Source organism: Pedobacter vanadiisoli (genome assembly GCF_042684385.1).
GTDB classification, from domain to species: domain Bacteria; phylum Bacteroidota; class Bacteroidia; order Sphingobacteriales; family Sphingobacteriaceae; genus Pedobacter; species Pedobacter vanadiisoli.
In genome coordinates this window covers 561,561-579,976 of the sequence record NZ_JBHULL010000003.1, presented here as the reverse complement: position 1 = coordinate 579,976, position 18,416 = coordinate 561,561, and the positions used below count along the sequence as shown (strand labels likewise).

Genomic DNA, 18,416 nt, shown 5'->3' with positions numbered 1-18,416 from the left:
TTAGGAATAAGCTTGTCAGCAGGGCTTTTGCAGCAGTATTGAAAGAAAGGCCTTATAAGAAAGATCTTGGTATTGCTGCTTAAATATTTTAAAATTTATTTGCAAAAACCATAGAATACGGGTTTAGGAACAAGGGGTCTGTCTGCACCCTGCAAAACCCCTAAAATGAAATGCTGTTTTGGCCACCTTGCTCCGGTTGAAGCGTTACCCAATCGCCATGGTTCGTGTCCTCACGTACCACAAAACCTTATGCCTATAGAAGATTAAGCGCAAGCCCTGCCCATTGAGTGAAAAGGCTTAAAAACCTCGTTATTCGTGTTTATTAAGCGTTTTCTATGATTAGAACTTCGCACCTCAAAAAAATATTTTAAAATATTTCTGATTAAATTCTTTGAAACATTAAAAAAATGTTACGTTTGTATTAAATACTACTAAATCTATAGAATATGTCGAATAAAACTAATGTGTTTTATTTCTTTCCAGCACCGAACCACTCGCCCATGCGAATGTGCTGTTGTTGCGCATAATTCTATTTCTCCATTTATTTTTTCCTAAACTTTTTAATTTTTATTACAATGGCCACATCGTATCCAACCTTTACCCTATCTGATCAGTTAACCGAGCAACAACTTGATTTTTTTAATACCCATGGTTTTATCCATTTTAAGAATTTTATAAAACCGGAAACCGTTTCTTCTATTATTGATGCCTCTAAACAGGTAGAACAAAAATGGATAAAAGAAGACGTAAAAAAAATAAATGGCGTGCCCATTAAATACGGTAAAGACCTTGATGGTTCACCAATTGTACAACGTTTTGCCTTTATCAATCAACAGCATCAAACATTAAGCGGCCTTTTACTCGATCCACGGTTTAATGCCTTGTTGCAATTGGCTGGCGAAGGTGCACGTTTAGGTACCGAAGAAAAAGATGGCATGGTATTTAACCACTATATCAACGGGCCTGAGAGCAAATTCAGCAAAATGGGCTGGCATACAGATGGTTTAAGGGATATCTTCTATGGAACAAAACTAAACCCAATGCTGAATGTGGGGATTCACTTAAGTACCTTAAGGCCTGAGAACGGCGGATTAAAAATTATCCCTGGCACCCATAAACAGAGTATATATCAAATGCTGTTCCGCAAAAAATACTTCCTCGATAATAAACCTGATGCTGAGGAAGTATCGATATTGCCTGAAGCCGGCGATTTAACCATCCACGATGGAAGGCTGTGGCACAGGGTTGCCGAATCGGCTGTGCGTGGCGAGGAAAGCAGACGCCGCGTAATTTACATCCCTATTATTGCCGGCAAGTACGCACCAAAAAATGAGAATAGTCCGACGGTGTTTTACCAGCGTTTTGCAGGAATTGTAAAATAAATATATGTTATTTGTATTACTATTCAGCTACCTGGTAAGATCAGGAAAACTAAAGCGGATAACCGATTTTTCGAAGGGCTTACCCAAGAGAATCAGCTTAAAATTTTACCGGCCGGGAACTGCGATACTATTTAGCGTAATATTGGTTGGGGTATAAACGGGAGGAAAACATTAAACAGCAGCAAGGCCATACCAATGGCAAAAGGGTATTTGCAGATCGGAAACGAACCAATATTTTGCGTAAAGGCGAACAAAGCCTGATCCTTTTTTTACTTAAAAGGGTCCCGGAATGGATTTCACCAAATATCATGACAGGGATTGGAATGTTTGGTTCATTCGTGGTGTTTTCGGCATTTATTTTAGCACACTTTTATGGCCAGCATTACTTATTGATCGGTATTTTAGGTTTTTTTATCAACTGGCTAGGCGATTCGCTGGATGGTCGCTTGGCTTATTACCGCGAAATACCCCGAAAATGGTACGGCTTTGTGCTCGATATCATCATGGATTGGTTCAGCATCATCCTGATTGGTTTTGGTTATTACTGGTATGCAGAAGGATTCACGCAGATTTTAGCCTTTATGTTTGTGGTGTTATACGGCTGGTCGATGATTATTAGCCAGTTACGCTATAAAATAACCGGACATTACCAGATCGATTCGGGTATTTTAGGGCCAACAGAACTACGTGTAATTATTTCACTGGTACTCGTTGCCGAAACATTATTTGAAGACAGTATTACTTATTTTGCAATGGCTATGGTAGCCTTACTTCTGGTACTGAACACCATCGATACCTTAAAACTTTTAAAAGCCGGCGACGCCAAAGACAGGGAGGAAAAAGCATGATCAGCTGGCAATCGGTAAAACTTTTCTTAAAAGCACAGGTATCGGCATTTTCGGGTGGTGTTACCGACTATGGGCTGATGATCCTGTTAACCGAATGGCTCCACATCCATTTTACCATTTCGATCCTGATTTCAGGAACCATAGGTGGTATTGTTAACTTTTGCATTAACCGTTTCTGGGCTTTTAAAAATAATGAAGGCTATTGCAGTACGGCAACAGGGCAGCTCATCCGCTTTTTTACAGTGGTTTTAGGCAGCATTTCGTTAAAATCAGGCGGAACTTATCTCTTACACAGTGCCATTAACCTTGATTATAAAATAGGCAGGTTATTGATAGACAGTATCGTTTCTTATGGCTTTAACTACCCCCTGATGAAATACTGGGTATTTAAAACCAACGAAGCCAGAGATTTTGATTACGAGGAAGAAGAATACTTTGAACCTATCAGCAGGGAACAAAGGATTTAATCTTCAACTTTTAAAATCTGCTTGATCAATTCATTTCGCTGCCTATCGCTGATTTTTACAGGCACAAATAAATCTGGTATATTGGCCCATCCGGTTTCCAGTTTATAATAATCGGGTTTTGTGGTTTCTTCGCCATTCAACTTCCGTAAATGGTAAGCGATAAACAGTTTCCATCGCTCAGTATACAAAGAGCCCAATAAACCGGCCCATTCTTTATGAGCATATTCGTGCAGATCGGTTTTGGGGTTATAATCGGGACCCCAATAGGTAACCTGCGCTTTTGCATTTTTTAAGGCGTTTGCACGGTCGGCCTGGTTTGTACCGAATACAATCGCCTGCTTCAGCCAACGGTGCAGGGTAAAGAAACGGTTGCTATTTAATAACGAATCCTGTTGACTGATTAATGCCAGGAATTTAGCACCTTCGCCAGCCAAGCGGATTTTATCCTTATTTTTAATCGCCTCAATAATGGCCTGATAAATCCCATCACCTTTATTGGCCTGCACCTGCCTTACAAAATCGGTTAGATCTGTTTGGTAGGTTTCGCTTTCCTTAAAATCGGCTGCTGCTGAGGCAAACAACATTACTGCATCCCTAAATTTGTTGGTATCGTAATTTCTTTTCCTGGTACCCCATGATGAAACGCTGTTGATCAAAGTATCGGGCCGGGCGCAAAATATAGATTCAGAAGGACCTTCCTGGTAAATTTCAGGGCTGCTATAAGCGGTTTCGAGCAAGCCTTGCCAGGCTTTTTCGATTTTGCCGTTAGTTTTTCCGTAACGTGCTAAAGTGTAACCTTTAATCCAGCTGTTCACTTTTACATGCTGATCGTGCCAGCCCAGCTCCAACATCAGATCAAAAGTAACCGGATTATTATTAATCCCTTCGGGAATAATCCCCACCCCCTTTAAAAATTGTCCGTAGTTACTATTTTTTGCCCTGTAAGTTTCGTCGGCAAAACGTTGCAGCTTACCGTAAATACCGTTCTTTTCTCCAAAATTGCTCACATTACTCCATATAAATGGGGTACCATCGTAAGCTTTTCGTTTTTCCCAGTTGTTGGTGTTTTCTCCGAAGAGCTCAATGATCAGTGTCTTTTTCTTATCTAATCCGTCCAGTAATTTAGCAGAAGGATTGGATTGCCAGCCCTGTAATACCCAGGTTGAACCGGGATAATGTTGCTGCATAAGCTGTTGTATTACATCACCTGATGCTTTCAGATCAACACCTTTGGCACTCCCCCCCTCATGAAAAGGATCACCGCCAAAGTAATGCAGATCAGCACCATACAGCTTTTTCATTTCGTTGTAATAGATATCAGCTATACGTTTAAAAGCAGGATCGCCGGTTGATAAAAAATCGGGACGGGTAAATCCACCAGCCCATTTGCCCTGCGAAATTACATCTACCTTTACTTTGTTTTTTAACGTAGTGGGCACCATACCATAAAAGCCATGCATTACCGGTTCTATACCGAGCCCCTTCATCCTGGCAATTATCTTTTTTTCCAGATCAGCCTGCTGGTTGATGAGGTTTTGAGTTACTGGGCCACCCCACGATTCCATATTCCCCATTAACCACCAGGCACCAAAAGCTGGCCCCGGGATAAATTCCAGTGTTTCTTGATCGGAATAGCCCAATTTTTTTAATGTATTCTGCCATACGGCTTCCATACCAACCGGAGCCAGCATGATATTTACCCCATTTAATGCCATCCAATCGAGCTCGCGTTCCCAATCGGCCCAATTGTAAAAACTCATCGAATAACTGATGGTACAATAATTTAAGGCATAGCGATATGGATAGGGCGAAGCGATCCTGATTTTTTCTTTCACCAGAGGGATTTTTCCGATTGGAGAAAGGTTATCGCCCATGTGCGACATGCTCCTGTGGCAATAATACCTGAGGTACCAGTTTAAACCTTCGGCAGCGGCATTTGCACCCGAAGCACTGATTTCTATTTTATTATTCCTGCTAAAAAGTTCAAATACATCTTTACCCTTGTTTGCTGGTATAGATTTAAAAACCAGCGATTTTGTTAACCATGGAGCCCGTCTTTCCGCCAATTGTCTAACTGCGTCAAACGTTTGCGCTTTAATATGTGTATTCAGAAACAGAACTGCTAAAAGAAAAACAAATTTTAAAATACGCATGCCCATTTTAATTAATTAAGGTATCAGAAATTAATTTGAAAAAGGCAAGAAAGAATGTCCAGCCTGTACGATGAAGCTTAAAAACTGAACACCTTATCTTTACCTTATTAGTTTAATATTGGTTTAGAGTCGCTTACCCTATTCTCATTAATCTTTTTAATTATCTCCTCAAATTCAGGTTCTTTGGCAATGTACTTATTCAGCAAATCGATCTGATTTAAGCCCCTTACGAGGTTGTGTTCAGGATAATTCGTTTTATAGTAAATATCGCCGTTTAAGAAATCAGCAATAAACCTTACCGCCTGCATGTAAATCATAAATTTACCAGAATAAATAAAGAACTGTTTTTCGGTAAAGGCCAAAACCTGGTCCATCTCTTCCATGTAACCTTTATGTATTGCAGCAAAAACGTCTTCTCTAATGGCTATTTTATTAAAGTCTTTTTCTTCTTCATTGGCTTCTGAGAGATAGGTTCGCATCATATCACCCACATCGCTGATGAAGTATCCCGGCATTACGGTATCCAGGTCAATTACGCATAAACCCACACCGGTTTCGGCCTGTAACAATACATTACTGATTTTGGTATCGTGGTGTATCACACGTAAATTAAGTGCACCGCTATCTACCATATGTATATACTGCTCTTCTATATCGTAATGTCTGATAATCTCTTCTATAGCGAACTTTGCCTCACTGATCCTTTCGTCGCTGGCTTGTTCCAATGCTTTTTTAAACTGCTCTACACGCAAAGGCAGGTTATGAAAATCTTCGATAGTGGGCTTTAGTTTTTGTGCGTTGAAAGCACAAAGCATCCTGGTAAATTTACCAAACTGCTTGGCAGCGTGGTAAGCCTGCTCTGGCTGGTGTACAAAATCAATGGAGCAAGAATTTTCTACAAACGGAAAAATCCTGTAAAAATGATCGTCAACAACCGCAAAATCATCTCCGTTCGAAGCCGTAATGGGAGCAACAAACAGGTATTTAGGGGCGGTTTGATCGAGATATTTTTTTATTGTCTCGATATTCTGAGCAATATTTTGGGGCTGGCGAAAAACCTCGGTATTCACTTCCTGCAAGATATAGGCTACTTTTTCATTGTAAACTTTCCAGGTATGGTTAATTAAACCCGAGCCGAAAGGTTCAATTTTAAAATTTTCTGTATTAAGTCCATAAGCACCTAAAACTGCTTGAAACATAAGATGTTAATATATTTGAATGAATATTGTTTTAGGTAAACCACTTACCATGGCAACCTAATATTTGTTTTTTAAAAATATGCGGGCAAGCCATAAGCAATACCCGCAACCGAGACTAAAAACCGCTATCGTCTAAAGCAAAAGTATTTTTACGATCTTTCCATTTTCCTTTGGTAAAATCAGGGAATTTCTGCGGCATATTACCCTCTTTTAACGATTTGGTAGAAAGTGGGGTAATTACACTCATGGTAACTGAATCGTATACATCTATCGGTGTTTGTTTTTTCTGTTTTACCGCCTGGATAAATCCATTAAATACAAACCAATCCATACCACCGTGGCCAGCCCCTACTGCTTCTGCTTCGTACTTTTTCCAAAGTGGGTGATCGTATTTATCAAACCACTCTTTTGCAGGATCCCATACATCGTCTTTTTTCGATTTGTGGTCGATGTAAACCGATTTGTTTACGTCCATCCACAATCCTTTTGTACCCTGTACCCTGAAACCGATCGAATACGGGCGTGGCAGGTGTGTATCGTGACTTAGTAACACAGTTTCTCCGTTTGCACAGTTGATCAAGGTAGTGGTTATATCGCCGTTTTTATAATTGATTTTGGCATTTGGATGACCCGGAGACATTTCTTCTACATAAGCGGCCAAGCCTCTTGCTTTAGAACTGAACGATACCAGGCTGGTAAATCTATTTCCCCTGTTAATGTTAGCATATTGCATTAATGGACCAACACCGTGGGTCGGATATAAATCACCGTCCTGATCGATGTTAAACTGTGTACGCCACTGCGCCTCACTTAGGGCTTTTGGCCCATACTCTACCCCACCGCCATAATAATCTTTACCGTTATTGAATAGTACATTTCTTAAATTATGCTGATAACCACCTTCAAGGTGTACCAATTCGCCAAAAAGTCCTTGTCTAACCATGTTTAGAGCAGCCAAAACATCTCTGCGGTAGCAAACGTTTTCTAAAGTCATGTAAGGTATGCCGGTTTTTTCTGAAGTATTTACAATATCCCAGTGATCCTGAACGGTTAAACCTGCTATTACTTCACAGCCTACATATTTACCAGCTTTCATGGCATCAACAGCCTGGTCCCGGTGAAACTGCCATGGTGTTGCTATAATTACGGCATCAATGTCTTTGCGTTCCAAAAGTTTCTTATAAGCATCTACACCACCTGTATATTCTGTTGCTGCAGGTCTGCCTTTTTTAGCAATAAAAGCACGGCAAATTTTAAGCGAGCTTTCCTGGGTATCGCAAATGGCCACGATTTCTACATCATCTCTTAAAGCACCTTCAGAGATATGGCTCATGCCCCGCGCGCCAACGCCGATATAGCCCAATCTTACTTTTGCATTGTCTGATGATGCAAATAAACTTCCGGTTGGCAGGATGGTTAAACCCGCAGCCGTAAATGCACCATTTTTAATAAATTCTCTACGTTCCATTTGTGTTATTTACGTTTATTATTTAAGTTTTAAGTTGATTGCAAATTGTTATTAAACAAACGTTCTACAACCGTTTATTTCGCTGTTTTATAGCCATAACTAATTCACATTCAAGATTATAAATTTTTAAAAGGTTTTTGATTAAAATATAGTCGGTAATCTTTAATTCTGCCGTTGGCGTTATCTTGTCTGGGTAAGAGTTTCAGTGCCTTAATACTGTAATTTTTACCCAGGTCTATCACAATCTGGTGCGGTGGTTTTGGCGACTTGTTTTCCCATTGGGTATGCCAGATACTCGTAAACTGCAGATCGAAAACATTTGCCGCATTTCCGTCATCGCCCCCCAGTTCTTCGCTATCGGCAAAAACAACCTTCCAATCGTTACGCGGAATCTCATTTCCCTCATCATCAATTAATACCATTTCGGCTACAGTGGTAAAAGGCTGTCCCTTTTGCTCGGTAAGCGCCTCGAGGCAGAAATAACGGGCTGTAACCGGTTTAAAGTTTACAGTTTGCCATTTGTTATCGTTTGCAAAAGTACCTTCAGCGTAGGGCTGCTGGGCATCGGCAAGCCATTTCTGACTTGCGTTACGGTGCAACTGGGGCTGCTTTTCGTTTACTATATCTAAAATAGGGTGATCTAAAAAGCTTAATGCTGGCGTTTGGGTACCAAACAAATCGAAAACAACAACTTCGTTATTCCCCTTTTTTAACCAGCTGCCTGGCACCAGCATGGTTTGCGTTGGGCCGATATTCCAGTATCTGCCCAAGCACATGCCATTTAACCAAACTAATCCTTTATTCCATTTACCCATATCCAGGTAAGTATCTTCTAATTTACTGGCCTTGAAGCTACCTTTGTAAAACGCTGCAGCTGCAGGCTGGCCGTTAAGTTTTTCGTAACGGAGCGGAATGTTTACCTCTCCCATCCTGACCGGATAATTTTTCCAGCCTTTTAAGGCAGTCTGTTTTCCGTTTTCGCTCAAATAAACTTCGCCATGAATGCCTTTCCAATCGTGCATTTGGTAGCCATAATTTACCCTGCCCGTTGCTTCTACCAAGATGCTAAGCACACTTTTATTTACATGAGCAGGTATTTCTATACTAAAACGACCTTTTCTTCTATCGAGTTCACCAATCTTTTTGCCATCCAGGTACACCAAAGCGTAATCATGTATATCTTTAAAAACCAGGTTAGCTTTTTTACCGGCATTTAAACTGGTTTCATATAGCACACAGCCGAAATCCTGATTTAAATCTTCCATTAACAGTGCGGTATCTGCTAAAACCGGTTTAGGCAGATTTTTAGTAAGTACCGCAACCGATGAGAAAGTAACTGGATCTAATTTTTGTATTTTATTGGCCACCGGAACATCGGGCAAAACCTCTCCTTCCTGCAGGTAATTGGCAAATAACTTGCGTATAGCGTAAAATTTCCCGGTGGCATTACCTGCTTCATCAATCGGTGCATCGTAATCGTAACTACTGGTTTGTGGCAGGTACGGAGGGGCATTTGCACCACTGTAAGTTCCAAAACTGGTTCCACCGTGGGCCATATAGATGCTAAATGAGGTTTTATGATCGAGCATGTATTTAAGTTCGTCAACAATACGTTGGGTATTACCTTTATGGTGCGGCCTGCCCCAGCTATCGAACCAGCCCGGATAATATTCGCCGCACATTAATGGTCCGGTTGGTTGTATGGCCCTTAGCGCTTTAAAATTAGCCTCCGGATCGCTGCCAAAGTTTACCACGGCAAATAAACCTTCTGGGTGGTCGTTCTTTAACTGAGATGGCCCATCGCAATGAAACAAAGGAACGGTAAAACCCGCTTCCTGTAAGTTGGATTTAATGATATTCATGTAATCCTTATCCTTACCGTAGCTGCCATACTCGTTCTCCACCTGCACCATAATGATATTGCCTCCATTAGTGATTTGTAATGGCGCGAGCTGTTTTCCTACTTCTAGCAGGTATTTTTTAGCCCGGTTTAAAAAATATGGATTTTGTGTGCGCAAACGGATGTTTTTATCTTTAAGCAGCCACCAGGGGAAGCCACCAAACTCCCATTCGGCACAAGAATATGGCCCTGGCCTTAATATTACGTACAAACCCACCTCTTTTGCCAGTTTACAGAATTCAGCCGCATCACTTTGGCCTGTCCAGGTAAACTGATCGGGCTGTTTTTCGTGCATGTTCCAAAAAAGGTAGGCACAAACCGTATTTAAACCCATGGCTTTTGCCATTTGCAGGCGCTGTTTCCATTCGGCTTTCGGAATCCGTGCAAAATGCATCTCGCCGCAACGGATAATATAAGGTTTGCCATTCAGTTCGAAAGATTCACTGCCTATGGCAAAACTAGTTGCATTTTGAGCCCAGCTACCTGCCGACAGGCTGATTAACAGCAATAAAGCAATTATTTTTTTAAGCAGTGGGAAGCGCATTGGTTAAAATTCTGTTCAGTTTTGTTGATTTGTATTTTTAAAAGTAGAACAAGCAAATGAGCATTACAACATAAATATCAGCGCAAACGATTGACTAATATTTATGTTACCCATGTTATTTAAGCGGTGAAGTTTTCGCTATACTTCTTTTTAGTACAAAGGGATTAGACGTTCAGCACGGTCTAGCTTAAGAACCAGGTCAGGACTTAAGTTCATCAAGAAGCATAAAGAGGTCTGCATTACCGGTTCTGCCGAATTATTCGAAGAACCAATAGAAGAAAAAGATGGATGTTGAAATGTATTAAGCCGGAATGGATCGGCTAAACTACTTTTTTACCTCAACCCTGAGCGGTTATTTCGCTGTGGCAAAGGTGCGGCGGTTTCAACTCTACCAGAGTTTTATGTTTTATACCCCACTTTTCGAGTTCGTTAATGATCGACCTCAATTCGTAGCCAATTGGAGTTAATTCGTATTCTACCCGCAGCGGAACTTCGGCATAAATGGTTCGCTTAACAATTTTATCTGCTTCTAATTTACGGAGTTGCAATGTCAGCATTCGCTCTGTGATATTTGGCAAATGTTTTTTTAACTCTCCAAATCTAAGTTTACCGTTCATTAACCATGAACAGATCACCAGGGCCCATTGCCCGCCTATAATATTGGCGGCATAAACTTCTAAACATTCATCAGCTAAAGCTTGTTTGTTAGCATAGTTGGTTGAGGTTTCCTTGATCTTGGACATACTTACATTTTTTATAGTACATTACAATGGGTTGCTAATTTACAAAATAAGAGGTTACAGATCTATTTTTGCGCTTGTAACATTAAAATTCGAAAAATGAAAACATTGATCATCGTAACCCATCCCAATATTAAAAGTTCTTTAATCAACAAGCGCTGGATTGAGGAGTTAACTAAATACCCCGAGAAATATGTGGTACATCAACTCTATGAGACATATCCCGACGAACAGATTGATGTATTGGCAGAACAAAAGCTTGTTGAGCAACATGATAGGATTGTATTCCAGTTCCCCTATTATTGGTTCAATTGTCCTCCGCTTTTCAAAAAATGGTTAGACGAAGTATTGACCTACGGTTGGGCCTATGGTAGCAAAAGCGGTTTCAAAGTATCTGGCAAGAAGGTTGCCCTGGCGATTTCGCTTGGAGTTGATGAAAACGAATTGCACCCATCAGGAATGTATAAGTATACATTAGAAGAATTAACGCGCCCGTTCGAACTTTCTTTTCAGTATGTAAAAGCCGATTACACGCCGCTGTTTGCTTATTATGGAATGGAAAATAATGTTTCGAAAGAATGGATAGAAGGCAGCATTCCTTTGTATTTAAATTTTTTAGAATCGCTATAAAACAATATGCATTGATTGCCCCTCTAAGTAATTCTTAAAGGGGAATCAAACCTTCCTGGGGATGGCAACAATCTCTAACGCGGACTCATCACCATTAATTACGGTAAGCCCCCTAGCCAGCTTTCAAAAAGCCTGACAATTTCCGAATCATGACGTTATTGCATCTTTACAGTACATTATTTTATATTTTCTTCTATATTCGTTGGTATAAACTATGCCACCCCTAAGCCACGTACCGGATCTTGAACTGATCTTGCTGATAAACCAGGAAGAGGAACAGGCATTTACTGAAATTTACAACCGCTATTGGGAAAAAATGGTATCTTATGCCGTAAGGTTAACCAAGTCGGAAGAGGAAGCTGCTGATATAGTGCAGGAAATCTTTGTATCAATCTGGAACAGAAGGACTACCTTAGTGGTTAAAACTACTTTAGGCGCTTATCTCATCCGCAGTACCCGCAATCTGTGCTTAAGGTATATTGAAAGAAATATCCATACCGGTGATTTTTTAGATAAAATAACCGAACAAGCGGTTGATAACAGCCTGAACATTGAAGAAAGCATCTCGTTAAAAGAATTACAGGAAAATATAGACCTGGGAATTGCCAAATTGCCTAAAAAAATGCGCGAAGTTTATCTTTTGAGCCGCGATGAGCAGCTATCGTACCGCGAAATAGCCGAAAAACTTAATATTGCTGAAGGAACAGTAAAAAAACAGGTAAGTAATGCACTCAAAATAATAGCCGATTCTTTAAATGGCAAACTTTCGGCCACTATGATGGCTATATTTTTACACCTTTTAAAGTAATAAAAAACTTTTTTTATTTTTTTTAAAATAAATCTACCACCAAAACTACTTTTTCGGAATATCTATTTGTAAGGCACGCTCAATGCGCTTCAAAAACCTATGAAAACCGAACAGGCAAAACAATTAATACAGCATTATTTAGATGGAACAGCTTCAGCGAAAGAAGCGCACCTGGTTGATTCTTTTGTGGAGCAGCAGTTATTGGAAAATACATGGACTGCCGATGAGGCGCAAAAAGCGGCTTTTGGCGAAAAGCTGAAAGCACGCATTGATGCACAAAGGTTAAAAGGAGAACATAACAGGCAAAACCAGGTGGTAAGGCCTAAAACCATCACCCGCCGCCTGTGGATCATTGCCGCTTCGGCAGCAGTGCTGGCCTTGTGTATAATTGGCGGCTTGTTTTTAATAGAGAATAAAACCGAAGACCGGTCAGAACGCTATGCCAACGATGTAGCACCTGGCGGTAACCGTGCCATTTTAACGCTTGCCGATGGCCGCAGAATCGATTTATCAGATAGTAAAACTGGAGAGCTGGCCATTACAAACGGACTCAACGTTAAAAAGGCTGCAGACGGCTTGCTGGTTTTTTCTGTTATTGACAATGGAAGGGCAAAAGAAGAAGGAACAAATAATACCATAACAACCCCCTCAGGTGGCCAGTATCAGGTAAACCTGCCCGATGGTACCCTGGTATGGTTAAATGCAGAAACGAAATTCAGTTTTCCAGGTCATTTTAACGGGAAAAACAGGGAGGTTGAGCTGGATGGAGAAGCTTATTTTGAAGTGAGCAAAGATAAAAACCACCCTTTTATTGTTAAAAGCAAAAAACAGGAAGTTGAAGTTTTAGGTACGCATTTCAACATTAACAGCTACGAGAACAGTTTAAGTACCAAAACAACACTTTTAGAGGGCTCGGTAAAAGTAAAAGGAACCGGGGACGAAAAAATAATTGCGCCGGGTGAGCAATCGGTATTGTATGGCAATACCATTGAGGTAAATGCAGTAGACCCTGCATTTGCCATCGATTGGAAAAACGGTGAGTTCAGGTTTAAAAACGAGCCTTTACCCAGCATTATGCAGAAACTATCACGTTGGTATGGTGTTCAGTTTGTGATGAATGTTCGCTCTGAACGAACGCCTTCTTTTTCAGGTTCGGTATCGCGTTTCGATAACATTTCTGAAGTGCTTAAAATGCTCGAAGAAACAGGAAATATTAAATTTTATATTAACGGTAAGGTAATAACCGTAAAGTAATATTGCCAACAGCCTTAACCATGCTGTTTTAAATCAATCAATATCAACTAAAACCAGAAAAAAATGAAGAAACCACTACAGGAACAGCGTTAAATAGCACAATAGGTTTAGAAGAAAAAACCATGGAAGTGTTGGAAGCACAACCATGGCCATAATCTGAGTTAACCCTTTAAAAACGAATTCTGAGGTCCATTTACGCATTAACCCAAACAAACGAAAGTATGAATATTTATCCTTTTTATCAAGGAAGGCATTCGGCGTGCCTTCCTAAAAAAATCCTGTTAATTATGAAACTCACCATCATCATCATGACGACTTTACTCATGCATGTTAGTGCCAGTAGTTTCTCGCAAAAACTTACCTATGCGGCTAAAAATATAACCGTAGACCGGGTTTTTAAAGAAATAGAAAAGCAAACCAACTATAGGGTATTGTACGCCACCAGCACGCTGAACGATGCGGCAAAGGTGAACGTAAACTTTAAAAATACGCCACTTAAAGAAGTAATCGAGTACCTGTTAAAAGACCAGCAGTTAACCTACAATATTGAACAGAATACCGTATTGATTAAGAAGCAGGAACGCTCATTTATCGATAAAATAGCTTCGGTTTTTAGCTCCTCGCGTTTTAACGGCCGCATTGTAGACGAAAACAATTCGCCCCTTGTAGGCGCAACCATTACCGTTAAGGGCAGTAAAAAGTATACCGTAAGCGGATCAACCGGTGCTTTTGTACTCGATCTGGACGAAAATGAGGTTTTGGTTATTTCCTATATCGGTTACGAAACCAAAGAACTGAAAATAACGCGAGGCTTATTGCAGAGCGGTGTAGCCAGTTTGCTCGATATTAAATTAAGTCCTTCGGCTTCCTCTTTAGACCAGGTGCAGGTAATTGGTTATGGCAGCACTACCAAACGCAACAATACCGGTTCCGTAAGTTCAATCACTGCCGAAGAAATTGGCAAACAAACTGTAGAAAACCCTTTGCTGGCTTTGCAGGGGCGCATTGCCGGTGTGCAAATTACGCAAGATAACGGCTTGCCTGGTGCCGGTGCCCGGATGAATATCCGTGGCGCATATACGGGAGTATCCGGTGCAGGTTATATTCCATTGTACATCATTGATGGTGTTCCTTTTACCTTATTTAACGGTGCACAACCTGCTACCGATAACCTGAACGCAAACGGAGTGAGTGCTGCAAACGGGGGCGTAAGTCCTTTTAGTATTATTGCACCCGAAGATATCGAGCGTATTGATATCCTGAAAGATGCCGATGCAACTGCCATTTATGGTTCGCGCGGATCGAATGGTGTGGTATTAATCACTACTAAAAAGGGAAGTAAAGGTAAAACAGCTTTTAATTTCAACGTAAATTCAGGTGTAAGCAATGTGGCCTATTACATCCCGATGATGAATACGCAGGAATACCTGGCTACCCGAAGGGCTGCCTTTGCCCGTTCGGGCGTTACGCCAACCACTGCCAATGCCTTAGACTTAACGGTGTGGGACCAGAATGCCTATACCGATTGGCAAAAATACTTTATTGGCCATACCGGGCATACCACTAATGCTACCGGATCAGTTTCTGGAGGTAATGCTCAAAATTCCTTCCTGTTTTCTTCGACCTATCGTAAACAAAGTACCGTTTTCGAAGGCGATTTTGGCTCCACTACCTTTTCGAGCAGGTTAAACGCTGGTCATAAAAGTAGCGATGGCCGCTTTAATATAGATGGTTCGGTAAACTATACCTACATGAAAAACCTGTTGCCATCTACCGATTTGAGTACCATTTACAACCTGGCACCTAACTATCCTTTGTACAATGCCAACGGCAGTGTAAACTGGACATCCACCAGTCCGCTTTCTTACAGCTCGCAAACAACCAATGCACAAACCACTAATTTATTCAGTAATGTAAACCTTTCGTACCGCATTATCGATGGTTTGGTGGTTAAAGCCAATTTGGGTTATACCTCAACCCGTTTAAAGCAGCAGCAAATTAACCCGGCCAGTTCGCAAAATCCGAATACTGCACGGGTAAGCTCGTTAAGGTATACTGATAATGATAACAACAATTACATTATTGAACCACAGGCAGTGTACACCACTAAAATTGGAGAAGGTAACCTCGAAGCTTTAATCGGTACCACTTTTCAGCGTACTAAAGCAACCGGAATCTTTTTAACCGGTACAGGTTACAACAACGAAAACCTGATTAACTCTTTGACAGGAGCTTCGGCTGTGATTACCAACTACAATGCAGATGCAACTTATAGTTATACAGCCTTTTTTAGCCGGTTAAACTATAACTGGAAAGGTAAATATATCGTTGATGGAACATACAGAAGAGATGGTTCATCACGTTTTGGGGGTAACAACAAATTCGGAAATTTTGGTGCTGTAGGGGCATCGTGGATTTTTACCCAGGAAGATTTCATGAAGAACCTTGGCTTTTTCAGCTTTGGTAAATTAAGGGCCAGTTATGGTATTACCGGTAACGATCAGATTCCGAATTATGGTTACCTGTCACTTTATACCTCTACTGGTTCAGGCAATGTTTACGATGGAGTGGGTACCTATGTACCTTCAAGTATTCAAAACCCGGATTTAAAATGGGAAACCAATTATAAACTGGATGTAGCAGTAGAATTGGGTTTCTTAAAAGACCGGATTTTGCTAAAAGCAGATTATTACCGCAACCGTGTTTCTAACCTGTTAAATTTTATTGCTATCCCCTCTCAAACAGGTTCAACGGGTTATACAGCTAATTTAAATGCAACGGTACAAACCAAAGGTTTTGAATTTGAGTTAAACACCATCAACGTAATAGCCGGCGATTTTAAATGGAATACCAACCTGAATCTAACCATCAGCCGCAATAAATTACTGGCTTTTGATAACCTCGAAAATACTTTTTATGCCAATACCTATATTATCGGGCAACCAACCGATATCCGGAAGTTTTATAAATACACCGGGGTTAACCCGGCTACTGGCCTGCCAACTTACCAGGATTTAAACGGCGATGGCAGCATTAGTTTTGCAGGCGACCGGTATGTGGGCTATTATGGTCATCCTTACTTTGCCGGTATGAACAACAGCCTGAGCTATAAAGGTTTTTCACTCGATTTTATGTTCCAGTACAATCACCGTTACGGCATATTAAATCCGACTTTAAGTTCGAGCCCTGCTGGTATTAACTACAACAACATGAGCACTGCCCTGTTAGATCGCTGGGGAGCCGTGGGCGATGCAGCGCTTTTCCCGGCTGCATCGACCGTTAACGATCCATCTTACGGAAACTTAACTTCATCGGATGTGAACTGGGGCGATGCTTCTTACCTGAAACTGAAAACAGTAAGCCTGAACTATACTTTCCCTAAAGCAATTGCCAGTAAATTAAAACTATCTAACCTGGGCGTGTACGTACAGGGGCAGAACCTTTATACCTGGGCCAAACAGAAATATACTTACGACCCTGAAACTACTTTACCAGGCACAGGACCTGCTTTGGGTACAGGGCAGTACATTGCCTTCCCGCAGGTACGTACCATTGTATTCGGTTTAAACTGTTCATTTTAATCAAGGAAATCATGAAAATTAACTATATGTATTTCAAAAAAATAATGGCATTGGGCTTGGTTTTAATGGCAATGTCATCATGCAAAAAATTTGTTGAAGCCGATTTGGCCAATAACCTTATCGCTAAAGAAGATGCCTTTACTACCGATAATTCGGCTACCAGCGCTACCTTATCACTTTATTCTTACTATTCAACAGTAGATCACTTAAGATACAGTACCTGGTTTGGCGGTTTACTGGCCGATGAATTGCAGAATACCACCTCGAATGCTGATTTAATTCAGCTCTCGCAAAATGTGGTAGCACCAACCAATACCAACCCTACCAATTACCTCTGGACCTATCCTTATCAAACCATCCGCTATTGCAACCTGATTTTGGATGGCATTAGTCACTCTACCGGAATGACCACACCGATGAAAAACCAGTTAAGCGGCGAGGCTAAATTTTTCAGGGCTTTAATGTACTTTAACCTGGTAAACTTTTATGGAGGTGTGCCCATTACTTCAGAAGTAAACGAATTGGATAACGCTTTTAAACCTAGGGCAACGGTTGCTGAGGTTTATGCACAGGTGCTTAGCGATTTAAAGGATGCTCAAAACCTGTTACCCACTACTTATGTAGGTAGTGCCGCATTTAAGGTTAGGGCAAATAAATGGGCAGCAACTGCATTACTGGCTAAAGTTTACCTATATAATAAAGATTATGCCAACGCCGAGGCAGAGGCAACCAAAGTAATCGGATCGGGTACTTATAGCATGGCTACTTTATCAAACGCCTTCATTAATACCAGCGGTGAAACCATTTTGCAGTTATCTACCTTGTATGGTGCATCGGCCTTTAGCACTTACCGCACAACCAGTTCGGCAGCTAATGTAGCACCACCGGCTTATGTGTTGTATAACAATTTCACCAAAGATTTCGAGCTGAACGATAGCCGTAAAACCTCCTGGATTGATTCGACTACTTTTAATGCCGTTAAATACTACCGTATTAATAAGTACAAGGTACAATCGGCCACAGCGGCTACTCTGGGTAACGAATATACTGTGTTGTTGCGTTTAGGCGAACAATACCTCATCAGGGCAGAGGCCAGGGCACAACAATTAAATATTGGTGGTGCACAGGACGATATTAACGTCATCCGCACCCGCGCAGGTTTGGGCAATACCACTGCTGCCACACAAAGTGCATTGTTAACAGCTATTGCCAAAGAACGCAAACTGGAGCTTTTTGGGGAGTATGCCAATCGCTGGTTCGATTTAAAACGTACCGGAACTGCTGATGCAATTTTAGGAGCCTTAAAACCAACCTGGAAAACAACTGCACAACTGTTGCCTATTGGTTCAGACCAGATTTTACTAAATAACAAACTCACACAAAACCCTGGCTATAACTAAGAGATTTAAAATTAATCTGCCTGAAATTAAATTCAGGCAGAC

The 18,416-nt window shown here is 41.0% G+C and carries 13 protein-coding genes; 8 read left to right on the top strand and 5 right to left on the bottom strand.

What is annotated here, in order from left to right:
• Window positions 1-575 precede the first annotated feature (575 nt).
• The 3 genes from ACFSR6_RS03550 to ACFSR6_RS03540 all read left to right on the top strand — a co-directional run bounded on the left by ACFSR6_RS03550 (window position 576) and on the right by ACFSR6_RS03540 (window position 2,697).
• On the top strand, window positions 576-1,382 hold the full coding sequence (locus ACFSR6_RS03550; RefSeq protein WP_379075023.1) for a phytanoyl-CoA dioxygenase family protein: 807 nt from the start codon (window positions 576-578) through the stop codon (window positions 1,380-1,382).
• A 146-nt stretch (window positions 1,383-1,528) separates the two neighbouring features.
• Entirely contained in the window at window positions 1,529-2,230 is a 702-nt protein-coding gene (locus tag ACFSR6_RS03545; RefSeq protein WP_379075020.1) for a CDP-alcohol phosphatidyltransferase family protein, read from the top strand.
• Window positions 2,227-2,697, top strand: coding sequence for a GtrA family protein (locus ACFSR6_RS03540; RefSeq protein WP_379075017.1), 471 nt, complete (start codon window positions 2,227-2,229; stop codon window positions 2,695-2,697). Before ACFSR6_RS03545 ends, ACFSR6_RS03540 begins: the two co-directional genes overlap by 4 nt.
• On the opposite strand, the gene ACFSR6_RS03535 is transcribed toward ACFSR6_RS03540, so the two are convergent.
• The 5 genes from ACFSR6_RS03535 to ACFSR6_RS03515 form a co-directional block, all read right to left on the bottom strand.
• Entirely contained in the window at window positions 2,694-4,850 is a 2,157-nt protein-coding gene (locus ACFSR6_RS03535) for an alpha-N-acetylglucosaminidase (RefSeq protein WP_379075014.1), read from the bottom strand. The two genes, ACFSR6_RS03540 and ACFSR6_RS03535, sit on opposite strands and share 4 nt — an antisense overlap.
• A 107-nt stretch (window positions 4,851-4,957) precedes the next feature.
• Complete coding sequence (locus ACFSR6_RS03530) at window positions 4,958-6,049, bottom strand: phosphotransferase enzyme family protein (protein WP_379075011.1); 1,092 nt, start codon at window positions 6,047-6,049, stop codon at window positions 4,958-4,960.
• 115 nt (window positions 6,050-6,164) lie between these two features.
• The gene (locus tag ACFSR6_RS03525; protein ID WP_379075008.1) at window positions 6,165-7,517 is read right to left on the bottom strand and encodes a Gfo/Idh/MocA family protein; all 1,353 of its coding nucleotides are present in this window, start codon (window positions 7,515-7,517) and stop codon (window positions 6,165-6,167) included.
• Between the two features lie 116 nt (window positions 7,518-7,633).
• The gene (locus ACFSR6_RS03520) at window positions 7,634-9,961 is read right to left on the bottom strand and encodes a beta-galactosidase (protein WP_379075005.1); all 2,328 of its coding nucleotides are present in this window, start codon (window positions 9,959-9,961) and stop codon (window positions 7,634-7,636) included.
• 338 nt (window positions 9,962-10,299) lie between these two features.
• Window positions 10,300-10,704, bottom strand: a complete 405-nt coding sequence (locus ACFSR6_RS03515; protein ID WP_379075002.1) for a winged helix-turn-helix transcriptional regulator — start codon at window positions 10,702-10,704, stop codon at window positions 10,300-10,302.
• A gap of 96 nt (window positions 10,705-10,800) precedes the next feature.
• On the opposite strand from ACFSR6_RS03515, the gene ACFSR6_RS03510 reads away from it, so the two are divergent.
• The 5 genes from ACFSR6_RS03510 (at window position 10,801) to ACFSR6_RS03490 (ending at window position 18,374) form a co-directional block, all read left to right on the top strand.
• Window positions 10,801-11,331, top strand: a complete 531-nt coding sequence (locus ACFSR6_RS03510) for an NAD(P)H-dependent oxidoreductase (protein ID WP_379074999.1) — start codon at window positions 10,801-10,803, stop codon at window positions 11,329-11,331.
• Between the two features lie 214 nt (window positions 11,332-11,545).
• Window positions 11,546-12,139, top strand: coding sequence for an RNA polymerase sigma factor (locus tag ACFSR6_RS03505; RefSeq protein ID WP_379074996.1), 594 nt, complete (start codon window positions 11,546-11,548; stop codon window positions 12,137-12,139).
• A gap of 99 nt (window positions 12,140-12,238) precedes the next feature.
• Entirely contained in the window at window positions 12,239-13,393 is a 1,155-nt protein-coding gene (locus ACFSR6_RS03500; protein ID WP_379074993.1) for a FecR domain-containing protein, read from the top strand.
• 287 nt (window positions 13,394-13,680) lie between these two features.
• On the top strand, window positions 13,681-16,974 hold the full coding sequence (locus ACFSR6_RS03495; RefSeq protein ID WP_379074990.1) for a SusC/RagA family TonB-linked outer membrane protein: 3,294 nt from the start codon (window positions 13,681-13,683) through the stop codon (window positions 16,972-16,974).
• Window positions 16,975-16,985: 11 nt separating this feature from the next.
• A complete protein-coding gene (locus tag ACFSR6_RS03490) occupies window positions 16,986-18,374 on the top strand; it encodes a RagB/SusD family nutrient uptake outer membrane protein (RefSeq protein ID WP_379074987.1) in 1,389 nt (462 codons plus the stop codon).
• The last annotated feature ends 42 nt before the right edge of the window (window positions 18,375-18,416 follow it).